Origin of the sequence: Mariprofundus sp. EBB-1 (assembly GCF_003665155.1) — a bacterium.
Lineage (GTDB): Bacteria > Pseudomonadota > Zetaproteobacteria > Mariprofundales > Mariprofundaceae > Mariprofundus.
The window spans coordinates 1-26,418 of the sequence record NZ_RCFQ01000023.1; the positions used below are offsets into that span (position 1 = coordinate 1).

28 protein-coding genes and 1 tRNA gene are annotated in these 26,418 nt (G+C 45.5%); 14 read left to right on the forward strand and 15 right to left on the reverse strand.

Translation table 11 applies throughout. The annotated features are described in order from the left end of the window. Positions 1–1,092 (reverse strand): DUF3631 domain-containing protein (locus tag D8Y20_RS09630; protein ID WP_121543162.1); only part of this gene is annotated, 1,092 nt, incomplete at its 3' end. A 186-nt stretch (positions 1,093–1,278) separates the two neighbouring features. Next, positions 1,279–1,488: a hypothetical protein gene (locus D8Y20_RS09635; RefSeq protein WP_121543164.1), complete on the reverse strand. Its 210-nt coding sequence runs from the start codon at positions 1,486–1,488 to the stop codon at positions 1,279–1,281. 442 nt (positions 1,489–1,930) lie between these two features. On the opposite strand from D8Y20_RS09635, the gene D8Y20_RS09640 reads away from it, so the two are divergent. Beyond that, positions 1,931–3,109 (forward strand): DUF4062 domain-containing protein, encoded by a 1,179-nt coding sequence (locus D8Y20_RS09640; protein WP_121543166.1) that lies wholly within the window; start codon positions 1,931–1,933, stop codon positions 3,107–3,109. 112 nt (positions 3,110–3,221) lie between these two features. On the opposite strand, the gene D8Y20_RS09645 is transcribed toward D8Y20_RS09640, so the two are convergent. The 4 genes from D8Y20_RS09645 to D8Y20_RS09660 all read right to left on the reverse strand — a co-directional run bounded on the left by D8Y20_RS09645 (position 3,222) and on the right by D8Y20_RS09660 (position 6,085). Then, a complete protein-coding gene (locus D8Y20_RS09645; RefSeq protein WP_121543168.1) occupies positions 3,222–3,983 on the reverse strand; it encodes a hypothetical protein in 762 nt (253 codons plus the stop codon). 7 nt (positions 3,984–3,990) lie between these two features. Continuing rightward, positions 3,991–5,004, reverse strand: a complete 1,014-nt coding sequence (locus tag D8Y20_RS09650) for a site-specific integrase (RefSeq protein ID WP_121543170.1) — start codon at positions 5,002–5,004, stop codon at positions 3,991–3,993. Positions 5,005–5,140: 136 nt separating this feature from the next. Beyond that, a tRNA-Met gene (locus tag D8Y20_RS09655) sits at positions 5,141–5,217 on the reverse strand. 127 nt (positions 5,218–5,344) lie between these two features. Next, positions 5,345–6,085 carry a sensor histidine kinase gene (locus D8Y20_RS09660; RefSeq protein WP_236075381.1) on the reverse strand — a complete coding sequence of 247 codons (741 nt, stop codon included), beginning with the start codon at positions 6,083–6,085 and terminating at the stop codon, positions 5,345–5,347. 389 nt (positions 6,086–6,474) lie between these two features. Between D8Y20_RS09660 and trpS the strand changes: the two genes are divergently transcribed. From trpS to uvrC, 6 genes are read left to right on the forward strand one after another with little or no spacing between them, the layout of a single operon-like run. After that, positions 6,475–7,473, forward strand: coding sequence for a tryptophan--tRNA ligase (trpS, locus tag D8Y20_RS09665; RefSeq protein WP_370050677.1), 999 nt, complete (start codon positions 6,475–6,477; stop codon positions 7,471–7,473). A gap of 9 nt (positions 7,474–7,482) precedes the next feature. Beyond that, complete coding sequence (locus D8Y20_RS09670; RefSeq protein ID WP_121543174.1) at positions 7,483–8,244, forward strand: ScpA family protein; 762 nt, start codon at positions 7,483–7,485, stop codon at positions 8,242–8,244. Next, on the forward strand, positions 8,241–8,885 hold the full coding sequence (scpB, locus tag D8Y20_RS09675) for an SMC-Scp complex subunit ScpB (RefSeq protein ID WP_121543176.1): 645 nt from the start codon (positions 8,241–8,243) through the stop codon (positions 8,883–8,885). Before D8Y20_RS09670 ends, scpB begins: the two co-directional genes overlap by 4 nt. Next, entirely contained in the window at positions 8,882–9,760 is an 879-nt protein-coding gene (locus D8Y20_RS09680) for a pseudouridine synthase (RefSeq protein WP_236075382.1), read from the forward strand. Before scpB ends, D8Y20_RS09680 begins: the two co-directional genes overlap by 4 nt. Next, a complete protein-coding gene (locus D8Y20_RS09685; RefSeq protein ID WP_236075383.1) occupies positions 9,760–10,443 on the forward strand; it encodes an endonuclease III domain-containing protein in 684 nt (227 codons plus the stop codon). The genes D8Y20_RS09680 and D8Y20_RS09685 overlap by 1 nt, the downstream gene beginning before the upstream one ends. Further along, positions 10,433–12,268: an excinuclease ABC subunit UvrC gene (gene uvrC / locus D8Y20_RS09690; protein ID WP_121543180.1), complete on the forward strand. Its 1,836-nt coding sequence runs from the start codon at positions 10,433–10,435 to the stop codon at positions 12,266–12,268. Before D8Y20_RS09685 ends, uvrC begins: the two co-directional genes overlap by 11 nt. A gap of 47 nt (positions 12,269–12,315) precedes the next feature. On the opposite strand, the gene D8Y20_RS09695 is transcribed toward uvrC, so the two are convergent. Then, complete coding sequence (locus D8Y20_RS09695) at positions 12,316–14,271, reverse strand: ATP-dependent helicase (RefSeq protein WP_121543182.1); 1,956 nt, start codon at positions 14,269–14,271, stop codon at positions 12,316–12,318. Between the two features lie 120 nt (positions 14,272–14,391). Between D8Y20_RS09695 and D8Y20_RS09700 the strand changes: the two genes are divergently transcribed. Then, positions 14,392–15,480, forward strand: coding sequence for a DUF3524 domain-containing protein (locus D8Y20_RS09700; RefSeq protein ID WP_121543184.1), 1,089 nt, complete (start codon positions 14,392–14,394; stop codon positions 15,478–15,480). Between the two features lie 147 nt (positions 15,481–15,627). Further along, positions 15,628–15,978 carry a DUF1456 family protein gene (locus D8Y20_RS09705; protein WP_121543186.1) on the forward strand — a complete coding sequence of 117 codons (351 nt, stop codon included), beginning with the start codon at positions 15,628–15,630 and terminating at the stop codon, positions 15,976–15,978. Positions 15,979–16,058: 80 nt separating this feature from the next. Here D8Y20_RS09705 and D8Y20_RS13625 read toward each other — a convergent pair whose 3' ends face one another. After that, a complete protein-coding gene (locus D8Y20_RS13625; protein ID WP_153232662.1) occupies positions 16,059–16,232 on the reverse strand; it encodes a hypothetical protein in 174 nt (57 codons plus the stop codon). A gap of 367 nt (positions 16,233–16,599) precedes the next feature. Next, positions 16,600–16,743, reverse strand: coding sequence for a hypothetical protein (locus tag D8Y20_RS13630; protein WP_153232663.1), 144 nt, complete (start codon positions 16,741–16,743; stop codon positions 16,600–16,602). A gap of 120 nt (positions 16,744–16,863) precedes the next feature. On the opposite strand from D8Y20_RS13630, the gene D8Y20_RS14050 reads away from it, so the two are divergent. Both D8Y20_RS14050 and D8Y20_RS09715 read left to right on the forward strand, forming a co-directional pair. Next, positions 16,864–17,373 carry a sugar O-acetyltransferase gene (locus D8Y20_RS14050; protein ID WP_121543188.1) on the forward strand — a complete coding sequence of 170 codons (510 nt, stop codon included), beginning with the start codon at positions 16,864–16,866 and terminating at the stop codon, positions 17,371–17,373. Between the two features lie 29 nt (positions 17,374–17,402). After that, positions 17,403–18,461 carry a PilZ domain-containing protein gene (locus D8Y20_RS09715; protein WP_121543190.1) on the forward strand — a complete coding sequence of 353 codons (1,059 nt, stop codon included), beginning with the start codon at positions 17,403–17,405 and terminating at the stop codon, positions 18,459–18,461. 25 nt (positions 18,462–18,486) lie between these two features. Here the strand turns inward: D8Y20_RS09715 and D8Y20_RS09720 are convergent, their stop codons facing one another. From D8Y20_RS09720 to D8Y20_RS09730, 3 genes are read right to left on the reverse strand one after another with little or no spacing between them, the layout of a single operon-like run. Then, the gene (locus D8Y20_RS09720; RefSeq protein ID WP_121543192.1) at positions 18,487–19,119 is read right to left on the reverse strand and encodes a CDGSH iron-sulfur domain-containing protein; all 633 of its coding nucleotides are present in this window, start codon (positions 19,117–19,119) and stop codon (positions 18,487–18,489) included. Between the two features lie 31 nt (positions 19,120–19,150). Next, the gene (locus D8Y20_RS09725) at positions 19,151–19,651 is read right to left on the reverse strand and encodes a GreA/GreB family elongation factor (RefSeq protein WP_121543194.1); all 501 of its coding nucleotides are present in this window, start codon (positions 19,649–19,651) and stop codon (positions 19,151–19,153) included. Positions 19,652–19,654: 3 nt separating this feature from the next. Continuing rightward, positions 19,655–20,056: an ankyrin repeat domain-containing protein gene (locus tag D8Y20_RS09730; protein WP_236075384.1), complete on the reverse strand. Its 402-nt coding sequence runs from the start codon at positions 20,054–20,056 to the stop codon at positions 19,655–19,657. Between the two features lie 173 nt (positions 20,057–20,229). Here D8Y20_RS09730 and D8Y20_RS09735 point away from each other — a divergent pair, with 173 nt between their 5' ends. The 3 genes from D8Y20_RS09735 (at position 20,230) to ppk2 (ending at position 22,170) form a co-directional block, all read left to right on the forward strand. Further along, entirely contained in the window at positions 20,230–20,625 is a 396-nt protein-coding gene (locus tag D8Y20_RS09735) for a peptidoglycan-binding protein (RefSeq protein ID WP_121543198.1), read from the forward strand. A 21-nt stretch (positions 20,626–20,646) separates the two neighbouring features. After that, on the forward strand, positions 20,647–21,291 hold the full coding sequence (locus tag D8Y20_RS09740) for a hypothetical protein (RefSeq protein ID WP_121543200.1): 645 nt from the start codon (positions 20,647–20,649) through the stop codon (positions 21,289–21,291). A gap of 90 nt (positions 21,292–21,381) precedes the next feature. Then, entirely contained in the window at positions 21,382–22,170 is a 789-nt protein-coding gene (gene ppk2 / locus D8Y20_RS09745; RefSeq protein ID WP_201265612.1) for a polyphosphate kinase 2, read from the forward strand. Positions 22,171–22,321: 151 nt separating this feature from the next. On the opposite strand, the gene D8Y20_RS09750 is transcribed toward ppk2, so the two are convergent. From D8Y20_RS09750 to D8Y20_RS09760, 3 genes are all read right to left on the reverse strand, one after another. Continuing rightward, a complete protein-coding gene (locus D8Y20_RS09750) occupies positions 22,322–23,149 on the reverse strand; it encodes a phosphate ABC transporter substrate-binding protein (RefSeq protein WP_121543204.1) in 828 nt (275 codons plus the stop codon). Then, entirely contained in the window at positions 23,146–25,767 is a 2,622-nt protein-coding gene (locus D8Y20_RS09755; protein ID WP_121543206.1) for a response regulator, read from the reverse strand. Before D8Y20_RS09755 ends, D8Y20_RS09750 begins: the two co-directional genes overlap by 4 nt. Positions 25,768–25,937: 170 nt before the next feature. After that, positions 25,938–26,390, reverse strand: coding sequence for a DUF1499 domain-containing protein (locus tag D8Y20_RS09760; RefSeq protein WP_121543208.1), 453 nt, complete (start codon positions 26,388–26,390; stop codon positions 25,938–25,940). Positions 26,391–26,418 lie beyond the last annotated feature (28 nt).

The window sequence follows — 26,418 nt, forward strand, 5'->3', positions numbered from 1 at the left end:
CTTTGACCATTCACCCCATGGCCTGTCATCAATAGCTGCAAGATGATCACATAAGTTTTGAGAGGCAAGACGATCAACCTTTAGCTTTTCAAAGATATTTCGAATATCTCCTAATAGTTGAGCATCAATTGATTCACTGGTTTCAACACATGATAAAGCAGTCACAGCAGCTTCCGCTTTTTCTCTCCATCCACTAAGTACTGCCACTGCCAACAATGGAGTCCAATTATCAGCAGCACGATCATTTAACCCTTTGGGCATTTCGGGATCAAAAAATTTTACCTTCTCATAATAATCTTCAGCCCATCTCATGCATTTACGTTTGATGTCATCAAAGCTGGTTATATCCAAACGTAAACGTGCTACTTGTTCATGATCCAGCTTACGCCTTAGTGGAATGGCAATACTTCGATCCTCTAACGTATCACGCTGGCTTCCTATCCCAGCAATTACCTTTGGACACCATGTAGAAAACCTTTTGACCTCATTTGCATCTCCATCACATCGCATTACAAAAGCTGTTGTTTTTGTATGACCTGAATTTATCACACCTGCCATATCATCATTTTGCTTTAAGAACGTATCAGCCTCATCAATTAGCAGTGTTGGAGTCCATTGTTCAATTGCTCTGTAAACTGCCGCAGATGAGATATTAGAGGCCAGCAATGACCTATTCGTTAAGCCATATAGCAATGAAAGCATTGTAGACTTACCACAACGCTTCTCAGGGCTAGTTATTAATAAAATTGGGCTATGATAACTGGCATCATGAACATAGGTGTTTAACACCCATAATGCAGCCGCTTCCGGTGCATGGTTTGGCGTGACAATAAAACGTTTAAATGTATCTACAATTTCATCTAGAAGTTCAGCACCATTCACAGGCTCATCCCATGGTTCAATTTCAAGAAATATTGATGATTCTGATTGATTAGACTTCCTTGCCCCTTTAAATGCGGCATCTAACGTTTGAGGACGAACGCCAAGTCTTTTAGCTTCATTAATCCGTATCTGGTCATATTCCAAAGGTGATAATTTTGCCAAACGTGAAACAGCAGCATCTAATGACTCTCCATTATGATCATCATCCATTTTCTAAACTCCTAAATCTCATTATTAAATTGTGTTCTGAGTTAATTGAAAAGCGCTCTCTGAGGCCAAAAAAGGCGGTGAGATACTAATTCGGTACCTTTCTTGGTACCTCAGAAGCACTTACCGTGTAAAATATCATTGTAGGTAATGGGTTTTACCTGCATTGAAACACGGATTCTTGATCCGTTAGCAGACTTTGGTGGCAATCCATTCAGCGAATTTATTCTTATGAATAAGCATTCTTCCACCGACTTTTGAAACGGCTCCAGATTTAGATAACCCGTTATGTTTACGACTTCTAATTAAGTACTGTACCTGTGAAAGGTTTAGAGCTGGATAAGCTTTTACGAACTGTTCTTTCGTTATCCAATCTTCTAGTGGTGATTTTATGTCCATATCTTCGACTCCTGCGCCGTTGTGGCGTAATGAGTACGATACGATATGAATATAGACGTCTTGAGGAACACATAATACCTACAAGTAGCCAGCTAATTGTAGGTGAATCAACAGATAGCAGGCTAGTTGTTGAATAAAGATTCAAACAAACCCAAAATTAGTAACTAAACGGTTGTTTTCGGCCAGACTCAAACAGTCAGCTGTCCTTAGTTCGAGTCCGGATTAGAGAGCAGGTCCTGAACAGAACTGGGCACGTATTGCCTCCAAAATTCATTAAAAATGCAAACCTTCAGCTTTAAGCTATAATGAAACAACGGAGAGTTAGCCGAAATGTATTTGTAGCCCCCGTGTTACTGAAATGGGGGAATGCATAAATGATTAATAAACACTTCAAAGCCACCCCTCTGGTTAAAAACATAATATACAGCTTGAGGATGAATATATGCCTGAGAAAAAAGAAGTGTTTTTAAGCTCTACCTTTCGGGATTTAAATGAATGTAGAGCATCAGTAATTAAGGGTATTGAGTCACTTGAAGCTTTTTCTTGTGATGGTATGGAAAAATTCACAGCAACGCCTCATGCTCCACTAGAAGAGTGCCTTAGGAGAGTTGAGAGGTGTGATATTTACGTTGGAGTTCTTGCAAGTTTTAGAGGTGGGAGCCCTAACGGTAGTAATATGTCATTTACTGAGCATGAGTATGAGTGTGCTAGAGAGCTAGGACGCCCAATTATTTTTTTTATGGCTTCAGAGTCATTTCTTACCCCCATCAGCATTAGGAACTCAGATTCAGATCATGAGGAACAGGAAGCCTTTAAGGAGAAAATAAAAAATAACCATGTGGTAAATTTTTTCAGTGATCCAGAAGAACTAAGGAGCAAGGTTGTTGAGGCCTTATCAAATTGGGAGTACCAGCTTAAATCAGGAATTAATGTAAACCTTGAAATAGGCTTGTATCATGTTGTTGTGAAAGGTCGAAAAAGCATCGAGATAAGAACACTTAATGTTAGTGAGGGTTCCCCATGTGAAATTCACCCAAATAAGGGGGATTGGCATATCCAGTGGATTACTGTCTTTCAAGATGATCATCCATCACCAATGGTCTTGGATTTTTCTTCAGGGGTGATGCCAGAAGAAGTTAGCTTCTTTCGGAATAGTACGGCGACATACAAACCGAGCTTCTTGGGGAGCCGGGAAATTGCTGAAATTGATGAGCCAAGATTCGAAGAGATAAAAAAGAGCGTTTATGCGTTGCTTCTTGAGCCAGGCAAAGCCAATCGCCTGACCGACAGCTCATCTCCTTCATCTCAAGGGGTGCATCTATTAACAGAAGGAGCTTATATTATATGGGTGGAAGGAGAAGGCGGAGCCGAGGTTTTTCAGGCTGGCTCCTCTCTCGGGATATCAACTTGTGGTGATCCATTCGTTTTTGCCGTGAATGAAAACAGCAATATATTTGTAAAGGTGCATGGGGAGTTGAATTTATTTCAATTAGAATACGGTATGACTCCTACTAGTTATATTGAAACTATTAGAGCTAATGATACGATTGAGTGGTCAAATCCAACTCAAGGAAGACCCAGTAGGATGACTCCTTCAAAGAACTGTTTTTATATAAAATAGAAACTGTATATTACTAGTCAATTCTTGGTATTGAATGACCAGTTGAGATCACCGCCGAAAGCAGCCGTTCAGCGTAAACCCCTGTAGCAATTCGATAAAGTTAGATTGCACATCAATTACTTTGATCTATAGGTCGTTTGTAACTCGTTAAAGTCCTATAAGTGATCATTCTAGAATTGTGAATATCATTGGCAGGACTAACTTTCAATTTTCCATCGACATACTCAATACACTTAATCTGAGGGTGAGGAACATCATCGCCCATAGCAACAAGTCTATTAAAAATAAGCTTCCAACTTAAACCTTGCTCTGTTTGATTAATCACTTCCTGCAAAGGCTCTTTCCACCATGATGGGCTTTCCCCTGCTGCTTTCCTAGAGGCTGTCGTCTTTTCTTCAAAGCTTTTCATTCCAAATATAGGGCTTGCACCAAATAAGTTCCTCATAATGGCTTCAGCTTGTTTCAGCCTCATAGAAAGACTCATAACAGTTGTAATATTTGGGATAGTTTCACTTAATTCTTTGAGTAGTACATCAGCTATAAGTAAGACCATCGAAGCTGCTTGATGAGCTGAAAGGTTCACTTCATTTTCATCACCACAGTAGTAGCAAAATGCCATCCAATACTTAAATGGCTCATCCACTTCACATCCAAACATTTCTGCATTACCTTTTAATGAGTCTACCCATATAGAATCATCTACTAGCTCACATAGTTTCCTATAAAACTCATTAGCCGCTATAAATGCTTCATCCTCACTAGAATGTCCCCATCGAGCCCACATAATCGGAAACTGAATTTCATGAGAAATTTTTTTATTAAAGCTAGAACCATCCTTAAGGAAGCTTTTTAAATATGGTAACTCTGGATTCACACCACCCTCACATAGCCAACTTATCAAACACACTATCTGTCACAGACTGCACTCTCTCAGATGAGAGGTGAACGTATTTTTTTGTCGTCTCATAGTTTTTATGACCCAATACAGCTTGAATGTCTGGCCCTGTAGCGCCTGCATTAGCTAAATACGAAGCACAGGTATGACGAAGATCATGAAATCTAAAGTCTTTAACAGCCGCAATTTCTAATGCCTTCACCCAATGCTTACGAAATACAAATGGCTTGTTTGTGTTTGTTGCTGAAAAAATAAGGGCATCATCTAGCCCTCTATGCTTAAGTATCAATTCAAGTACAGGTAACGGAAAAGAAACCATTCTATCGCTACCATTCTTAGTGTCTTTCAATACGGCTGTACGATTAGAGAAATCAATATCAGACCAACATAGCTTTAACAGTTCGCCTCTACGCGCTCCTGTCATTAGAGCCATCGTTACAAGCAGTGTGAGCTTGTTCCATTCAGATACAGCATCTACTGCTCTACATGCTTCCAGTAGATTCAAACGCTCTTCATTCGTTAAATAACGTATTCTATTTTTTGCTTCTTTATATGATGGAGCGTTTAGCACTGGGTTTTCACCAGTGTAACCTACTTTCTTTGCAAACCTGAACAGAGCAGAGAGGCATGATTTCATACGGTTGTGGGTGCTATTAGATACCGTCTTGCGATAGGCATTCAAAAAGCCTGCAACATCTTCTGTGCTGATCGTTGCGAGCTTTCTATTACCTAGTCTATCACTCCACCATGAAATACGGAGGTGATTGGTGTGATCCTTGCCATCCCATTCAGCAAGATATTCAAGAATAAGTTGTGAGAGAGTGATATTACGCCAGCGCGTACCTACTTTGCGGTAGTTATCTTCGTTATCTTTGATCCATTGCAATAGATCTGTTTTGTATCGCATGGTTTTTGTTTTGAGCAGACGGCCTTGTTTATCTTTGATAATAGCCTTAAAGACATGACCTGATTTTCTGTTTAACTTGATGATAGTAGCCAAGAGAGCCACCTCCAAAGTGAGATATGGCAGGGTACAAAACAGGTATTAGTACCTTATTTTGTACCCTACTCAGGTAGTATCTCACCTTTATGGTGGTGTCGAAGAAAACAAAACCCATTGTTTTCAACAACTTAGATGGTGGCGCTTCAGGGACTCGAACCCCGGACACCCGGATTATGATTCCGGTGCTCTAACCAGCTGAGCTAAAGCGCCTTTCGTTGTGGCGCGAAGTATAGGAAGGCAAAGCGCTTTGGCAAGCGCATAATTGATTTTTATTCTAGTCACCAGATCCAGACAAATTGAAGTGATTAATCGCCTTGATTTAATTCACAAAAAAGCATCATTCATTCAACTCGGGTAACAATGGCAACAGCAAAATAAACTCAGCTCCTTCACCGGGATTACTCACTATCTGGATGGTTCCGCTGTGTTTTTTGACAATAGCAGCCACGTTAGCCAGACCAAAACCATTGCCATCAGGCTTGGTAGTAAAGCCCGAATCTAATAAACGACCGATGACTGCTACATCTATACCCGGGCCTGAGTCTTTCACACGTATTTCAGCCCATGGATACACCTTTCTCAAATTCATAGTGATCGAGCCTTCATTGTCACGGCCAATCGCTTCAATGGCGTTTTTCAATAGATTCAATATCACCTGATAGATCTGTCCATCATCACCCAGAATATGCATTTCCTGCAGGGGGCGCTGCCATTCCATGCTGATACCGGCAGGAAACATCGGGCGTGCATGTTGAATGGACTCATCAATCGAATGGGGAAGATCAATAATACCAAGATGTTCTTCACTGTTATTGGCAAAGCTTAGAATACGCTCGATCAAATCATTGGTACGCCCGATCGTTTTATGAATGGTGTTTACATGATGATGGATAGCAGCATCATCAGTCCGCCGTTCGATCAAGGTCGAAGCACTACCCACCACATGTAATGCATTACGGATATCGTGAACGATAGCTTGCGTAAAATGGCCCAATGAAACCATTTTTTGGGCATGCACTTCTTGTTCGGAATCATCCACTTGTTCACCGCTCTTCGGTGAAACATCGTGCTTCTTCAAACCCCAATCCTCCAAGCCCTTTCAAAAACTATGCTTATCTTCGCACAACGCCATAACGACATCAACAGCAGGCATTCATATTTATGTTTTATATCAAACAATAAGATTCATATGATGGAGTAATGTCTTCACTTTCAAACAGATCAAAACATGGTCTTACAACCATATACAGACACCGTGTTGCTTAGCACTATATAGCTTCTGCCTTTACGAAAACAACGACACAAACAACGTCTCATTGATATCCAGCAACTGCAGGCACTGGATCACACCGTTGAATTGCTATCGCGGCCACGGCTGCTTTGTTACTGTTCGCATACAACCTACCACACAGCTGTTTCGAAAAGGGGCAAAGCTTGAGCACTTCAGATCAATCACAGGATAAACCCATGCGTATTCTTTCCGGTATGCGACCGACAGGTCGTCTGCACCTTGGACATTACAAAGGTGTATTGGAAAACTGGCTGGCACTGCAGGAGACCAATCAGTGTTTCTTCTTTGCTGCTGACTGGCATGCACTGACTACCGATTATGCCAATCCATCGATTGTGAAAGATACCATCTGGGACATGCTCATCGATTGGCTTGCTGTGGGAATCGACCCGAACAAAGCCACGGTATTTATTCAGTCTGAAGTACCTGAACATGCTGAGCTGCATCTGCTGTTTTCGTTCATGACTCCCCTCTCATGGTTGGAGCGCGTACCCACATACAAAGATCAGATTGAACAATTGCGTGAAAAAGATCTTGGCACCTATGGTTTCCTTGGTTATCCACTGCTGCAATCGGCCGATATTCTGATTTACCGCGCCGACGGCGTGCCCGTTGGTGAAGATCAGGTGCCGCATGTTGAGCTTACCCGTGAAGTAGCACGGCGCTTTAATCACCTCTATCGCAAAGGTATCCCCCCACTATTCCCTGAACCCAAATCCCTGTTGATGCCGGCAGCTAAATTACCGGGGCTAGATGGTCGCAAGATGAGTAAATCGTATGGCAACACCATCGAACTGGGTGAAACATGGAAAGTAACCGAGAAGAAAGTAAAAACCATGCCTACGGATCCGGCCCGTGTACGTCGCGATGATCCTGGTACGCCTGAGAAGTGTCCGGTATGGGATTTCCACAAGGTATATTCCACTGAAGAAGAGCGTGCCTGGGTACAAGAAGGTTGTACTACGGCTGGCATCGGTTGTATTGATTGCAAAATGTGCATGCTCAAGCATATGGAAGAAGAGCTACAACCCATCCGTGATCGCCGTGCCGATATTGCATCACGCCCTGATGATCTGAGGGACATCGTACGTGCCGGTAACGAGCGTGCTCGCATTGAAGCTGGCCGCACCATGGAAAAAGTACGCAAAACCCTGAAAATGGGTTATCGTGTATAAGCCTCATGCATGAGTGAGACTGCTCAGCTTCCCCTGATCGATAGTGATGCAGAGACGCATACTCTGCCGCCTGTACATCTGGATCAGTTTGAAGGGCCGCTGGATATGTTGTTGCACCTTATCCGCAAACAAAAAATGGATGTGTTTGATATTCCAATTGCCATCATTACACAGCAATATATGGATATGCTTGAAGTACAGGACGATCTCGATCTGGAGATGAGCGGTGACTATCTGGTCATGGCCAGCTCTTTAATGCAATTAAAATCGCGCATGCTACTACCCCGCCCCGAAATCGATGATGAAGGCAATAGCATAGATCCCCGCAGTGAACTGGCCGCTCAACTGGTGGCCTATGAACAATACCGCTTGCTGGCCGAAGCACTGAATGAGCGCCCATTGATGAATCGTGACGTATTTACACGCTCTATTTTCCCGGAAGCCGATGATGTAGAGCGGCCGTTAGCGCAAGCTGATCTTGATGCCCTACTGGTTGCGTTCAGGCAGGTGTTAAAACGCGTTAACGGCGAAGTAAGGCAGCAGATTTTCACTGAACCGATGAATATGCGTGCGCAAATGGCTTTTGTATTACAACGCCTTCAACATAGCAGCATGCAGCTTGATGAACTACTGCATCATTCTCCCGGACGGGAAGCACTGGTTACTACGATCCTGGCCATTCTCGAACTGTGGCGTCAGCAGAGTATTACGGTATTACAAGGTGAACATTTTGGAGCCATCATGTTACTCGCACGGGGCGAGGAAGCATGAACCTGCTCACCGCCCGGATCGAAGCACTCTTATTAGCCAGCGATGAACCGCTCAGTGTACAAAAAATACATGTATTATTACTTAGCAGCACGAGTACCGAACCACATTCAGAGGATTCTCTTTCAGCTGATATTCAACATGCATTAATTAAACTTGAATCAGATTATCAGACCCATGGCATTCATATCGCTCAGGTAGCCGGTGGCTGGCAATTGCGCACAGCCCCTGAACACGCTGAACTGGTGCAACGTTTATGGCAGGTAAAAGCCCCTCGCTTATCACGATCTGCCCTGGAAACACTGGCAATTATTGCCTATCGACAACCAACCACGCGGGCTGAAATTGAAGCCTTACGCGGCGTGCGCGTCTCAAGTCAAATGCTTTCTAACCTTCAGGAACGCGGCTGGATTAAGGTCATTGGCCGCAAAGATGTACCTGGCCGCCCACATCTATTTGGAACGGGAAAACAATTTCTTATTGATTTCGGCTTGAATGGGTTGAAGGATTTGCCTGATTCTAATCAATTGATGGATCACGATGAGCTCAACCCCGCATTATCACAACGTACATTACAACAAAGCGCATCAGAGCAAGAGTCAGCAAACGAACAGAATTCAGAGCATCAACATGGGACCCAATGAGCGATAAAAAAGATCCAACAAAATCAAAAAAACCGAAACGCATTAAAGTAAAAGTTAAGCACGCGAAGTCAGCCAGGATGCACAACAAATCCCGGCCACATACAGCGCCCGCCACGAACACTGCAGCGGCTGTCGATAGCGCAACAGGGGAACGCATCAACCGCTATTTAGCACGTTGTGGTCTCTGTTCCCGCCGTGAAGCTGACCGTTGGGTTGAAGCTGGTCGTGTTTCCATCAATGGTAAAATCTGTAAAGAAGCCGGCACCAAAATCATGGCTGGCGACAGAGTCAGTGTTGATAAAAAACCTGTCACACCGCAAGAGAACTTTACCTATATTGTCTATAATAAACCGGTAGGACAATTGTGTTCACGTAAAGATGATGTGCGCAAACGCCCTCTGATTTATGACACCCTTGATGTTGCGCCCAATGTGCAATCGGTCGGCCGTCTGGATATGGATACAGAAGGCCTGCTTATCCTTACCGATGATGGTGATCTCACCCGTGCCCTGACCAAACCCGGAGCCAATATAGCACGTGAATACCGTGCCCGGGTAGCCGGTCTTGTAGCCCTGGAAACACTGGAGAAACTGCGCCGTGGCAATTTTGATATTGGTAAAGGCGATACCAGCGACGCCTGGGAAGTAACCGTCACCTCTGAATCAAAAGGGCACACCTGGTTAAGCATTATCATTTACCGTGGCCGTTGGCGTGAAGTGCGGCGTACACTCGAAGAGTGTGGCCACCCTGTCAGGCGATTGATGCGTACCCGCTTTGCCTCACTTAAACTCGAAGAAGAGATGCCACGCGGCAGTTATCGCGACTTAAACCGTGCTGAAATCAAGAAACTAAAAGAACGCAGTGGGGAAAATTGATGACCCTCTCGCCATTAGAGATTTATGAAAAGTTAAACACGGCATACGGCCCGCAACAGTGGTGGCCAGCGGAAGCACCCTTTGAAGTGATGGTCGGTGCAATTCTTGTGCAGAATACCAGTTGGGAAAACGCGCATGAAGCCATTAATAACCTCAAAGAGAAAAACATGCTCGATCACGAAAGCATTGCCAACAGTAGTTTACAAGACCTTGCTGAAGTCATTCGTCCTTCTGGCACCTATATGCAAAAAGCACGCTACCTGCACGGGTTCACCACGTTCTATATCGAGCATGGAAAGCGTCAGGGTTTGATGAAGTGGCCTATGAGTGTGCAGCGTTCACATCTGCTCAAATTATATGGCATAGGGCCTGAAACCGCTGATTCCATCATGCTCTACGCACTGGATCGACCGATATTTGTGATTGATGACTATACCAAACGCCTGCTTGTGCGGCTCGGGCATTTCGATTACATCCTGGGTTACGAGGCTATTCAACATTACATCCAGCAACGCCTACCCGAAAGCCTGCCACTATTTCAGGAATTTCATGCACTCATCGTAGAACACGGCAAACGCCACTGTAAAAGTAAACCGCTGTGTGATCAGTGCCCGCTGTTCGATTATTGCCCTACGCCTGATAAATCACAAATGGATCACACGCTCGACACTGATGTGGATTAACGCACCGGTTCAACTATCTGAATTACCGCGAGAACCCGGTGTTTACCGCATGCTCGATGCTGAGCGTAAAGTACTCTATGTCGGCAAGGCGCGAAATTTAAGAAAGCGTGTATCGAGTTATTTTCAACGCCAGCCGGAATCACCTCGCACCCAGGCTATGGTGCAACAAATTAAAGACATTGCATGCAGCATTACCATATCAGAAGCGGAAGCATTAATTCTTGAACATAATCTGATCAAACAGCTTAAACCGCGTTATAACGTGTTGATGAAGGACTCTAAGAGTTACCCCTATATACTGCTAACGGATGAAGCCTACCCGAAACTGCAACTCTATCGAGGCAATCGATCCGTCGCTGGTGAATATTTTGGCCCTTTTCCCCATGCCGGTGCCGTCCACACCACGCTGCATATGATGCAGTCGCTCTTCCAGATCAGAGATTGTGAAAACGGGGTATTCAACAACCGTTCACGCCCCTGCATGCAGCATCAAATTGGCCGCTGTTCGGCTCCCTGTTGCGATATTGTCTCCAAGGCATCCTATGCTGAGCAGGTGGGTGAAGTGCGCTTGTTCCTTAAAGGTAAGGACAACGACCTGCTGAAAAGCTGGCAAACGGAAATGCAGCAGGCTTCGGATGCTTATCAGTTTGAACAGGCTGCGACGCTGCGTGATCGTATCATGGCCTTGCGCTCTGTACTGGCAGGATCAGAACAGAGTCAGTTGCCTGATGATGCCGATGCTATCACCCTGATACGCCACCCGACCGCAGTACTGGCCAGTGTCGGTGTACGCCGCGCAGGCAGAGATATGGGTAATCACAACATTCGTATTGATCAGGCTATTGATGCCGATGATATGGAAATTCTGCAATCACTGTTCATTGAACGCTATAAAGATGAGAGGCTGCCAAAACATATTTTTCTTTTAACATCAGATATTAACATTGATAAGCTAAGGTCATTGATAATACTCATTCAACCCAAATCAGGCAGTGAAGTTCATTGCCCAAAACGGGGACAGCGTTTGCAGTGGTTACAGCAGGTCAGCCATTCCGGCCAACAACTCTTGGCTAGCCGTAAACAGGATAATCAACAAGCGGTATTTGATGCACTAGCCCTGTTATTGCATCTTGATACCACACCTGAACGTATTGCGGCAGTCGATAATGCGCATCTTGGTGGCAAACAGATGGTTTCGGCCATCACCTTTGCCGGCTGGCAAGGGCCGGAGAAAGAGCTCTATCGCCGTTATAAACTCGATGGTATCGAAGGCAGTATCACTGAGGGCGATGATTATGCCGCCATGGATATAGTATTGACCCGCTTCTTCAGAGCGATCAATGAAGAAACCATCCCCTGCCCTGATCTAATGCTGATTGATGGCGGACGCGGACAACTGGCTATCGCCATACAATGTGCAAGTGATGCAGGTCTGCATGACCTTAAACTACTGGCAGTGTGCAAAGGCGATAGCCGCAAGCTTGGAGAAGAGACGCTGTGGCCCGGTTGGATCGACAACCGTGCGCTGACGGTTGGGTCACCACTGAAACCCGGCAGACATGATCCCGCACTGTTACTGATTGCACGTGTACGGGATGAAGCACACCGTTTTGCTGGCGCATATATGCGCAAGCGCAAAAAACAGAGCATGTTCAGTTCAGCGCTCGATCATATTGATGGCATCGGCTCAGCTAAACGAGCCAGCTTACTTAAACATTTCGGTGGTATCGAAGGCATCAAAAAAGCCAGTCGCCAGCAATTAACTCAGGTTACGGGCATTTCAGATAAACTGGCTGAAAAGATCTTTATAGCCCTGCATCAATAAACAGCATCGTTCAAACGGCAAGGGGACAATATCCCGAACAGTGCTATTTAATCTTCAATACCCAGCATTCTACGCATCGCCGCCATGTGATCTTCAGCCTCTTCTTTGGCTTCTTCACATTCGGGATTTTTATCCACCCAACGCATTACCGACTGATCCGGTTCATGTAAAAACAGCGATGGCGCACTCTTCTCTTTCTGACCAAAACGTTGACGCACACGCGCATAGCTCAAGGTTAAATGGAAACGGGCACGCGTCATCGCCACATACATCAGCCGACGTTCCTCTTCCATGCGATTCTCTTCCACGGCATTTTTATGCGGAAAAATGCCATCTTCGGTACCGATCACATACACCTGATCAAACTCCAGACCCTTGGCACCATGCACGGTCATCAAGCGCACCTGCTCGGATGGATCATCATCCGATTTATCGGCCAGCAGAAATATATGTTGCAGGAATTCGGCCAGATTGCCGCCATTCTCGGTATGTTTGATCCACCAGCGCCGCAACTCCATCAGATTTCCCATTCGCATTTCCGCCAGCTCTTCCGTGTCCGCTTCGGCACGAATCGCCGCTTCCAGATGTGTCATATCCAGCACCGCATCAAATGCTTCATCCGGTTCACAATGCCTGAATTGAAATTCCAGCCCCACCATCAAATCACCAAATTCACGCAAGTTTACTGCCCGTTGATGCACCAGATCATCATGGCTACAGGATTCAAGCAGGGAGCAACTGTTTGCCATGGCAAAGTCACCCAGATCACCCAGCGCCTTCGCACCGATGCCGCGACGAGGCCTGGCAATCGCACGCATAAAGGCCAGATCATCATCACCATTGGCAAGCAGGCGCAAATAGGCGAGTAGATCCTGAATTTCAGCTCGATCAAAAAAGGACAAACCACCACTGACATGATAAGGAATCTTGGCTTCGCGCATGGCAATCTCAACGGAGCGAGCCTGATAGGATGCACGGTATAACACACAGAAATGTTCCCACTTCGCATCCTGGGTTGTGGCAAATCTCGCTTTTATATCTCCAGCCACGCGGCGTGCTTCTTCTTCCGGATTGGGGCATTCCCATACGCGCACCGGTTTACCATCGCCCAAATTGGAACGCAGCGTTTTACCCATGCGCTCTGTATTTTTGGCAATCAATGAATTCGACGCCGTCAAAATAGAACCGGTAGAACGATAGTTCTCTTCCAGGCGAATAACCTTCAAGGAGGGATAATCCCGCTCCAACATAAACAGGTTTTTCACTTCCGCACCACGCCAACCATAAATCGACTGATCGTCATCACCCACAACGGTTAAATTACCATCGGCCGGCACCAACATGCGCACCCAATCATACTGCAAGCGTGATGAATCCTGATATTCATCCACTAAGAAGTGGCGCGCCCTGGCTTGCCACAGCGCACGCGCATGTGCATCTTCATTCAATATTTTGATAGGCAGCACCATCAAATCATCGAAATCCACCGCATTCATACGCATTAACAGTTCATCATAATGTTCACGAATTTCCGAGAGCTGATTGTCATGTTCTTCAATCAAACCGCTCTTTAATTGTGAGATACGGGAAAGTACCCGATCTACCTGATCCGCATCGGCTGCCAACTGCATCTCAGCCAACACCGATTTCATAGCCGATTTCTGCTCGGAACCGGCAAAGATCGACACATTTGCCTTGCGCCCTGCCAGTTCGGCATGTTCACGCACAATCGCCAACCCCAGTGAATGGAAGGTACAGATCCGCAAACGTTTCGATGTATCACCCAAACGGCCTTGCAAACGCTCTCGCATTTCCCGCGCCGCTTTATTGGTAAAGGTTACCGCCGTAATAGCATCTTCCGGCACATCACGCTCCACCAGCGCCGCAATACGTTCAGTAATCACGCGTGTTTTACCGGAGCCTGCTCCAGCCAGCACCAGCAAAGGGCCACCGCGATGAAAGACGGCGTCGTATTGTTCTTGATTCAGCTCAGAAGTAGACATGGTCGCGCAGCATAAGGTTGCCTTGCCTGATCGCAAGAACAGTTTGTTCGAAGCGTTGCACCCAACGTATTTGCACACCGAATATTTGCCTTCAAGCTACTCAAGCCCGATAATCACAGCATGCGTATCCTGCTTGCATCGGCCTACGATGCCGAATCCCATCGCTATTGGCGGCAAGCGCTGGTATCGCATTTCCCGAAGCATTACTGGACGATCATCACTCTACCCCCGCGTCATTTTGCCTGGCGCATTCGTGGCAACGCCCTGTCATGGGCTTTTGAACAGCGTGAAGCACTGGATCAGGATTATGATCTGATTATCGCCACCTCCATGGTGGATCTGGCCACACTTAAAGGATTAACACCCGGACTTTCACATGTGCGCAGCCTGCTCTACTTTCATGAAAATCAATTTGCCTATCCTGAGACGGAACATGTCCATGCAAGTGTCGAAGCCCAACTAACATCGATCTATAGCGCTCTTGCTGCTGATTGCATTGTGTTCAACTCGGTATGGAATCGTGATTCTTTTTTACAAGGCGTGGCCACCTTTCTGAAACGTCTGCCTGATCATGTGCCCGCTCATGTCCCTGAGTATTTACTACAGCGTAGTCATATTCTCCCCGTCCCTCTTCATGACGACTGTTTTGAAACACATGCCAAACAAGACAATGAAATCCTCACACTGGTCTGGAATCATCGCCGCGAATACGACAAAGGTCCTGACCGTCTGCTCAAAGTGATCACCTATCTACATAACGATGGTCTGGATTTTCGCATACATATTCTCGGACAACAGTTTCGTCATGAACCCGATGCCTTTGCCATCATCAAAGAACAGTTCGCAGCGCATCTCGGTGTCTGGGGTTATCTGCCAGACAGACAAGCCTATCTGCAGCTACTTCGCCAATGTGATATTGTGTTATCTACTGCCCTGCATGATTTTCAAGGCTTGGCTATGCTTGAAGCTGTGGCCTGCGGTTGTATTGCGGTTGCACCACACCGATTGGCTTACCCCGAATTTCTGTCCCATACATACCTCGCCAGCTCTTTCCCCAATGATATTGACAGCGATGCGCGTGCCCTGGCCGATGCCGTTGTGCATGCCGCTCTTGCCATGAAGAAACAAAGCACAGAAAGACCTGATATGTCGCATTTCAACTGGTCAACAATGCACGACCAATATGCTAAGCTGATTGAACAGCATTGATCGAAAAAAAAAGCGGATTGAAAAGAGGCTCATCGTTCGAACCAAACCGGACAGATTCGATCAAACAGAGACGACCGATAAGGCCTGAATTGCAAGCCTTGCTGAATTTATCTATGACTATCTTCAGACAATCGTTATGATTCCAGCATGAATAATAATGTCATCCTTAAAAAAATAATCATTGCCAATAACCTCAAACATTTCGAACTCAAAGAGATCTTTGAACTTGGCGGTTTCACATTCAGCAGTAGTCAGGTCAAAGCATTCATGGCCGGTTCACAGAACAAGAACCACGAAAAAGTGAATGACGAACAGTTTGAAGCTTTTTTAAACGGTTTCATTCTCTATTCCCGTGGGCCGGTCGATGAACCTACCCTGCTTCCACGTACGATCGAAAATTTCATTATCGGTCTTGTTGAATCGGAGAACACCGGTGCTATCGAAGAGATCCGCTGCCTGATTGAAGATGCCAGTGATGGTTTGGCTAAGGTTGATTAAACTAACCTCTCGGTTTGAACCCTATGCAGCGTTGAAAACGATTGTTTCAGCGCTGTTTTTAAATCAACAATAAACCGGCCTTAATGCGCTTGCATCTTGCCATCAGCTTCATGATGACAATTTGCATGACAACAATCCGGATCTGGCCCGATGAGAAATTCAATCTCAGACATGGGAATATCTGCGTTGCGTTTTAAAACCCAGTTTATAAATTCTTCACGTGCTGAAGATACGTTTGATTTTTCACTATGCATTGGCCTGCTCCTGCTCATGTTATAGGAGAAATCATATCGGGAATTATGACAATCCAGTGTCAGCTATAGGTCAGAGAGATGACATCGATAAAATTGGGTAGTCATTGAATGCGGAAGCCTTCTCCCGTCGTTTTAAACAGAGGCGTTCAGTTCGGCGCATTTTAACTCCGCCAAGATTTAAGTCCCAAGCATCTCTATCAGTGCTGTTAACGTGATGACAAGCAATATGCCGAGCATCATCGTTTCCAAGCATTGCCTTGATGGAGATTGCCCGATATACCTGCGTGTTATGAAGTCTTGGGATCTATTGTCCATGTCGTTGGGGTCACCAGATATAAGAGGATTCATTGGTCTTCACTCATCTATTTCACAGTCTTTCTTCATTTTCATCATTTGGGGAATGACCGATTAGAAACTCGATTTCAGGTAATGGTACATGGGCATTATGCAGGCTCACCCATTTGATAAATTCCATACGTGCGCTTTCTGAATTTGCCAGCTCAGTGATCATGTGATCTCCTTGTTCATTATAGTGACTGTGCTAAATGATAAAACAAAATAAGACATGTTCATGTCATGGACGTGTCAGTTCTATGACGAATAAGACCTAACACCAAGGAAAGCAGCGACGATGAGTGAGTATAAAAAAATGATCAGCGGACAAGCGTACAATTGTCTGGATTCAGAGCTTCGGCAGCTGCGTGCGTCTGCCCGTTTGGCTTGTGCCAAATTCAATGCCCACCCAAGCCCCGGCAATATGAAACATATCAAACGACTATTTAAACATTTGGGCAGTGCCATTCTGGAGCCCGGCTTTCAGTGTGATTACGGCATCAATATTCAGGTCGGTGATCATTTTTATGCCAACTTTCATTGCGTGTTACTGGATGCGGCCCCCATCATCATCGGTGATCATGTGCTGCTAGGGCCCGGTGTGCATATTTACACCGCTGATCACCCCAAAGATCGTGAAGCCAGATCGCAAGGCACATGTTTTGCTAGAGCTGTTCATATTGGTAATGATGTATGGATTGGTGGTGGAGCAAAAATATTACCGGGCGTACATATCGGTGATGGAGTGATTATCGGTGCCAACGCTGTGGTCACAAAAGATATTGCTAGCAATGAGATCTTTTATTAACCGTTCAATCATGAAAAGGAGTCTTCAACGTGAACCGTACTGTCGATACAACAGAGGCAATGCTGAACCTATTTGAAAAAGAGATGTTGCGTACGCTGAAAGGCGCTAACACAACAACAATCGTCCATTTGGCTCATCATATGGTTGATGCCCAGTATCGTGTATTAAATATTCAAGATGCATTGCATCATCTCATCGCATCCGGCTGCAAGAACACAGAAATCTATACCGCTTTTGTGCGTTGCGAATGGGCGGCTTTAAATATTATATTACCCCAACTTAACGAGCTTGATGAAAAGGAAAAGACCCATCAACTGGGCGGCATGATTGATCGTTTTCATGCTATTAAATATGCTTTAATCACTGTCAGCGAAGCGCTATGCGATGAAAAAATAAGCCATCACCATGATCCTCTGATATTGAATCAGGCTAGAGAAGCATGGATGATAAAACAGCAGGTTTCGTTTTATAACTTATTTGATGAGATGCCTGTTCGCGCCACCGTTACTGTTTCGGCATGGAATACTGATCATATCTTACATAGCAACATTACACCTGAACTCGCTCGCGTTTTTTCTGCAGACCCTGAAATGCGCTATGCATATATTGATTGTCCACAGCCGGGGTTCCGTCTCAAAGTCATGGTGGATAAGGTTTCGCGTAAAAGCGCGCGATTAAAAGTTGTGACCGTTGACGCCTCCGGTGTAGCCCTGCGCAAAGAGGTTCGCATTGGCCTTGAAGAGCATCAGCCAGTCAAAATATTATCTGCCAGCAAGCTGATATGCCCTGCTCAATTAACGGAAATATCTCAAAAAGGACTCGGGCTAACTGCCCAACAGGAACTGCCTTTTGTTGCCGGTGAAAAATTCACCTGCCAAACTCAAATTGGTAAAATCAACGTAAACCATATCAGTGAAGTTGTTTGGGTTCGATCTTTCCAGAAGGGCGGACGTTTTGCCTTAACCATTGAATTTGACAAAGCAATCTGCAGACAGCTCAACAGTGAAATTCTTGATCTACAACGTAAAAAGATTGCTCGCCTTTCCCGATTGGGCATGCCTCCGGCATTCCACGCATACAAACCTTAAGAAAATACTGAAAGCTTCACACCGGTCAATCGGCCTTAAAATCAATGCTGGCATGAGAAGCATCACAGTTCGGGGACATTTGTGTGGCTCCACAACGGCACAGGGCACTCTTCTTGCAGACACGGGCAACAGCTCCCGATGCATCATAAATCGTGTGCGGGCCAAGCAAATAGAGAGGCCCATTCTTTAATGTTTTGATTTCCAGAAGGCCGGACTCCTGTGGATCATCCGGATTAGAAGCAACCAGTTCACCAGCATCGCTAAAGCCAGCTTCACTATGTGAATCATCACAATAGGGTTGATTTTTGGATGCGCCACAACGGCATAGAGTGGCACGCGGTGAATCAGCCTTCACGCCATTAAGTGTAAAGTTTGCATGGATCGTTAATGGCCCGTCCTTCTCCACGGTGACGCTGTTATACTGCGGTGCTTGCTCACGCTGACTCTCTTTATCATAACGTAGCGCACCGGATGGACATGACTCAATCAACGCTACCAGCGCATCCACGTCTGCTGCATCGGGATGAATCCATGGCCCTTCCGCATTAGACTCAAACACCTTGGGCAATGTGCGCACACACAGACCAGCATGCATGCAGCGCTCAGCATCAAAATGAACAACGATCTCTTTACCTTTGTATTGCTGTTTCTTGCTCATTCATCCTCCCTCTACGCTTTCTTACCTGCAACTAATACACATCTAAAATTTCATAATGGCGCGTTCGGCCGGCAATATGCACCTCAACCTCATCGCCAGCATTTTTTCTCATCAAGGCACGCCCAAGCGGTGATCTCGGGGTAATCACCGTAACTTCTATTGCACCACAATGAACCTTTAGCCCACCAGCCTCAGCTGCAACCCATAACAGCTGTTGAAGCCCCTGCTCATCGGCCAACAAAAGCATTGAGGAACACATTACCTCAGAAGTGTATGCGTTGACTGTAATCTGTTTAAAGTATGATAGTGAACGCTCTACTTCAATCAGACGAGTACCCTGCCCCTGGGCCAGATAGGATGCTTCCAAGCCCATCGTTTCATACTTACTCGATCCCAGACAATCTGCGTGTGTTGCCGTATCCCGGGCAAGTGCAACGGCCTGCTCAAGCATCAATAGATCGGAAGCCAATTGTTCAATGATGCATTGTAAGAACGATTGTTTATCCTGTATCGCTTCTCTAACATTATTCATGGGTTACTTATCAAATAACATTAAATTCGCTCCATGCTTGATATACAGCTCGGTAAGCTCACGTGGCATGGAACCATAAAATGCAAAATAATAGGGATAATCATAATCTTTATCCTTGATATTCGGATCAGCCCCCGCCTCTAACAGTATTCGAATCGAATCCATATTTTTTGCTGTCAGATGCAGCGCGGTTGAGTCGTAATCATTCTGAACATCCAACTCAGCTCCGGCCGAAATCAACAAGCGCATGATATGAAGATCCCCGGCTTTGGTGGCGTGATGTAAGGCTGTGTTCAGTTTCTCATCGCGCGTATTCACATCAAAACCTGCAGCAAGAGCCTCACTCAAGGTTTTTTCATCACCATCAGATACCGCTTTAAACCATGTTTCCTGATCTAGCATCATTCACCTCGCAAGCAGTGAGTTTATCGCCTCTGGATATCAATGCCAACGCACAATCCCGTATAATCCTACGAAAGCACGCGCAAAAAAGTTGTGAGAATAAAATGATCAGACAGTATTCACCCGGTTCGTTATCCACTGACATTATACCGTATCACCGATCACCCGGAGAAATCATGGCCAGACCACTGAAAATATTTATGCGCGGCAAACGCATCACCATGCTACAGGAAATATTGCGTCGGATGGGTTACCCTATGCTTGATCAAGCAGGTCAGTTTGGCGCTTCTACCCGTGATGCTGTGAAGGACTATCAAAGGCAGCATGACTTCAAAGCAACGGGCATAGTTGATGATGCATTACTCTCTTTGATGCAACAGGGGCCACTTGCAAGCAGTGCAAAAGCCAAACCCTCCGACAGTGAAACAGCTCCAACAGCCCCCCCTGTGAATCAGATACAACTTGATGCACTCATTCACCTGTTGGTAGATAAAGGGATCATCACAGAGGAGGAATTGAACAAGGAAATAGAGCGCCCTCAAACACTACGCCTGCAACCCCCGCTGCTTTAACAGCGCTGATTGGAGATCTGTGTGTCTATCTATTTACGACCGGTATTTACCGCTTCTCTGGCTAACACATTACTGGCCGGGGCATGCATCCATTTGATCAGCGCGCATGGCCAGGGTCGGCGTCGAACCTTGCAGGATTTACGCCATCTTTTATCCGGATCACTGCAAACATTTCACATGAATATGCGATCCTATAAGTTTGATTATAAAGATTTTATTGATGATTTAATATTGCAGTCAGGAAGTAAACCCTCTACGCCACAAAGCCTTGACAGCATACTCAAGAAAATTGAAAGAAAGCCACAAAATAGCCTGCTTATTCTCCATAACTTTGATGAGCTAAGATGCACAGAAAGCATCCATGCAGGTTACAGCAGTCTTTTTTTTCAGGCATTGAACAGTATTCAGCACCGTAAAAATATTGCCCTGCTGTGCGTCTCTGAACATGCATTCGATCACTACCTGATTCAGGCTGATGGTAGCGAGGTAGTTCACTCCAATCTGGAAGCAGAATTCATACACTTACCTACCATCACATGCAGACAAATCATCGCAGAACTGCGTCGCCGCAATGTGCACCTGTCAGAAAATGAGTTGCAGCAATTGGCCTCAAGCTTACGCGCTCAACCAGCCCCCTACTCTGCGCTTGAAAACATAAAGAACTGAGAATCTCTCTCTTTGCCACATTCACCCTTGTGACATTTCACCGTTGGCAATCCCTGTTTATATGATATCATGACTGGTAAGAGAGGTCCTATGAGTAAGCCGAATAAAATGCCCAACGCTGAATACACAAAGTCTTTGTCTAAAATCTATCTTGAACTGGTGAAATGGCAGTACTGGATTAAAGAAAAAGGACTGCGTGTGATCATTATTTTTGAGGGCCGTGATGCAGCCGGCAAAGGCGGTACCATTAAACGTCTGATGGAGCCACTGAATCCACGCGGCTGTAATGTGGTGGCTCTACCCGCACCCTCTGATCGAGAAAGCACACAATGGTATTTCCAGCGCTATGTGAATCATTTCCCTGCAGCCGGTGAAATCGTGGTCTTTGATCGCAGTTGGTACAATCGCGGCGGAGTGGAACGTGTCATGGATTTTTGTACCGACACAGAATACAGAGAGTTTTTGCGCAGTTGTCCAGAATTTGAACGCATGCTTGTGCGTTCGGGCATCATTCTTTTGAAATATTGGTTTTCAGTCAGCGATGAAGAACAGGAGCGCCGTTTCCAAAAACGTGCCAACGATTCCGCTAAACACTGGAAACTCAGTCCGATGGATCTGGAATCACGTAATCGGTGGGTAGAGTACTCCAAGGCCAAAGACGAGATGTTTTTCTATACGGATATCCCTGAAGCACCATGGAATGTGGTTGATGCCGATGTAAAAAAACGAGCTCGCTTAAATTGTCTAACGCATATTCTGGATTCTATTCCTTATAAGGATATTATGCCTGCTCCGGTAGAACTGCCGGAACGCAAAAAACAGGGCTCATACGAACGTCCCGATATCAACACACAAACATTTGTGCCTAGTAAGTATTAGTCTGTATTATTCATAAACGCTACCGCACCCTTGCTTGTTTCTTTATCCACCACGAATCCTTTGTAGGTCGTCCGGAAGCATTGCTACGAACGTTCTTCTCGTAATCCGTAGTCTGTAAGGAAGTACTGATTTGATTGATTCAGTGTTTTCCTTATTGAATGGGCAAGTACCCCGCACGCTCAACCAGACGCTGTCCTTTTACTGATAAGATAAAACGCACAAATGCCTGCACCTGAGCGGAAGCATCGTTGGGTAGCAACACATAAAGTTTACGCGAAATCGGATAAGCACCACTTCTGATATTTTCCACAGTAGCGGCTACAAGTTTGCCTTCAATTTGCAAATCCAGTCCATACACAAGCGCGTTCACATACGAAAAACTAACATACGCAATAGCCTGATCACTGCCGCTCACAATATTGACGACATCATCATTGGACTCAAGAGTAATAGCCTCTGGAGATACTGCTGCCGTGGGAGAACCGAGCACATATTGTGCAAACACATGGCGTGTACCGCGATGCATCTCTTTATCCACAAGCAGAATCTGTCGATCTGCTCCCCCCACCTGTTTCCAGTTGGTAATCTTGCCCCGATAAATATCTGCCAACATGGATGGTGTAATCTGGGATACACCGGATTGTTGCACTTCATGTGAAACAACAGGCACCACAGCATCCACAGCGACCGCCACATGCTGCACATCCCCCAATGTTTGCTGTTCCTCCACGGTCAGGTTTCGGCTCATCATACCAATATCCACGCGCCTATCGATAAGCTGGCCAAAACCAGACGTCGAGCCGCCGCCATTAATACTGAAATGCACATCAGGGTGTGTTTGCATGTAGGCGTCAGCAACAAGCTGCATATATTTTTTAACCGTGGTGGATCCAGATACGGTGATTGTTTCCGCCCTTGCCTGCGGCATCGTGAATATCATCGCTGAAAGTAGAATCCAAAAAAAATGAATACTTCTCATGGTTGCTCTCCGAGCATCTTTTTCACTTCTTCGCTCAAGGCTTGCGGAGTAAAGGGCTTCTGAACAAAGCCAGCCAGACCTTTACCAGAAAATTGTTGAATCGCTTCCGTTGAGTTGTATCCACTGCTTAAAATAACACGACATTCCGGATTGATATTTTTCAATTCAGTGAACAACTCCTTGCCACTCATGCGTGGCATGGTTAAGTCGGTAAGTACAAACAAGATAGAGTGCTGATGTTTTTTATACATCGACAGCCCCTCTTCACCATTGCATGCCGTGATCGTGTCAAACCCCATCTCCTCCAGCATCATGCAGGCGACTTCACGCACAGTCTCTTCGTCATCCACAACCAGTACAGTACCGCCAGAAAATTGCTCCACACCCGTTTCCTGCTCGGTAGGCATATTCAAGCCATACTCCGATTCATCAACCGGCAGTAAAAACTTGAATGTCGTTCCACGTCCGGGTTCCAAATAAACTTTTAGCGCACCCTGATGACCCCGCACAATGCCCAGTACCGCACTCATACCGAGCCCTCGCCCTGTAACTTTGGTGGTAAAAAACGGATCAAATATTTTCTGAACGGTCTCTTTATCCATACCACAACCAGTATCACAGACTTCTACATAGATAAACCGGCCGGCTTGAATATGATCGGCATAACATGTGGCCAGGTATGGTGCTTCTGCATTCATCACCCCGGTAGTTAATGAAATCACGCCACTCTTGCCATCAATCGCTTCATTGGCATTGGTCACCAGATTCATGATGACCTGCTGCATCTGTGCTTCATCCACCATAATCAATGGTAATTGACTGGTAAGGTGATATTTGATGATCACGGCCTTATCGATAGATACTTCCAGCAGATGGGTCATCTCTTCTACAATGCTCGATAAATTGATCGGTTTCAAAATAAACTGACCCTTGCCAGAATAGGCCAGCATCTGTTTGCACAACACTCCTGCTTTTTCCGCTGAAAGAATGATTTTTGCAGCACGCTCTTTCGCCTTGAGCGGATCTTTCAGAATATTTGATTCCACCAACGATGCATTGCCAAGGATTGCAGTGAGTAAATTATTGAAATCATGAGCAATGCCGCCGGCCAGTACCCCCAGACTTTCAAGGCGCTGTGAATGCTGCAACTGCTTTTCCATCTGCTCCCGCTCAATTTCATTTTTACGCTGTTCGGTGATATCCAGAAAAGTCACAACACTGCCAATCGCATCATCACCCTCAAACAGTGGTTGCGACCAACATTCAACCATGATTAGCGTACCATCTTTGCGCCAGAACGACTCATCAGTTCTGTGCACGCGCGTACGCTCACGGTGTGCTCTGTAGATACTGCACGCTTCAACAGGATAATCATCACCATCAGGATAGGCATAATGGATCAGTTGATGGATATGTTTCCCCACCACCTCAGACTCCTCATAGCCCAGCATGTTAAGAAAGGATCTGTTCACAAACGTGCAATAGCCATCCATATCGATGCCATAAATGGCTTCCGCGGTGGATTCCAGCAACAGGTTTTTATGGCGATTAGCCTCCCGCTCAGAGCGAATACGTAAACGGCTATATGCCATCATCGCTGCAAGTGTGCCTGCCAACACAAAAAACAGTAGAATAAGCAAAACATTACGCACATAGACATAGAGTTGCATGGCTTCGCCCTGATCAATTTCACTAATGATGGCTGCATTCAAATACTTGTCCCACTGCCAGACACCCAGCACCAGAGCCCCCCTGTAGTCTCTGTAACCATCTGTATTCCAGCCTGGTTGATGGGTGGATGTCACCTGCTCGACAGCGTATGTAAACGGCTGTTGCCCGGTCCTGCTGATTGCGATTGGTTGATTCAACAGATTAATACCCGGATCAAGCACTTGAATATTCAGAGTAGTCGCATCACCAGTCTTCAATAAACCTGCCGAGATCAGACCTGCCTTCAAGCGGGATTCGGATAACATCCAGCCCTGATCGTTCACAAGGTAAGTTTCACCACTCGCATAACTAATACCGGCACTTAAAGTCGTTACAGAAAAACGATGGGCATTGCCCAATTCGAGGGCAAAATACCCCATGCTTTTTCCATGCTCATCTGTAATCGCTTTCAGTATCCACATGGATATTTGACCAACATATACAAAGGGGTGCGTAAGCGCCGACTGCTCACCCTGTTCAAGGCGTTCAATCGCCTCCTGCGCCAATTCAGGTACCTGCATACCCATATCGCGCTGTTTCATGGACACAAGAATTTTTCTGTTTTTCCCGATCAGGAAAAAGCCTTTATAGTGTTGGGAGAATACATTTTTGGCCAATACTTTACGCAGATCAAAACGTTGTTTAGCTGTCATTTCTGCTGGATTCAATGCATCCATCAGCAGTGTGCGTGTTTCTCTACCTTCAATAATTTGCGTAATCGTAACAACGTTGCTGTCAATCTGGCGATGCAAAGCATCACGCACTTTTTTATTGATCGCGGTAAGGTTATCCAATGCATGCGTATTGATATGGGTTTTCAACTGGGCCATGCCCAAGGTCACAATGAAGAACAACGCAATGACAACACCAATGGCGAAAGAAAATTTAAAAAACCGGTTTTTTATCATTAGCACGTCAACATTTCCTCCCCAGAAAACATTGCAACTATGGCTTATATCGTATTAAAAATAAACGCGTAATTTCTTCCTGAATAATCATAAATATGCATGTAAGGATAGCAAAGACCTTAGGGAAGCACAGAAGCCCCATGCAATAAAAGACCTTTTTTAGATGCGCTCTATTCAATAAGCTGTGTGATGCGCACCATACGATTCCGGTTTACGCCAAAATCAGAATGGCCCACTCGTGATGCAGAACGCACATGAATCAAACCTTTCACGTGATCAAATCGCAGCTCCACATCATCGACATACCGAAAGAATGGTGATGTAAACGTGGCATGCAGATAGTTGCCATCATCCTGCTCAACAACGCCGCCCTGCTTAGTAATTATAGCTGTTAGTATAGCCCACGTTTCATCATTAGCCTTGATTGGAGCAATGGCATGTTGTGCGTCATATTGGCTATGATCTTCACTACAGACACAATTGGGCGAATCAGGACAGGTGCGTAACAGGCCTTGCTGCAAGCCCAGGTTATCGGGTCGTTTATGCGATTGCATCGCCATGGCGATGTAAGCAATCACTCCCAATGAAAGTAGCAGTGCAATAATGATCAATATCCATTTCATAGCTTTACAAACACCCTTTTCGATTCAA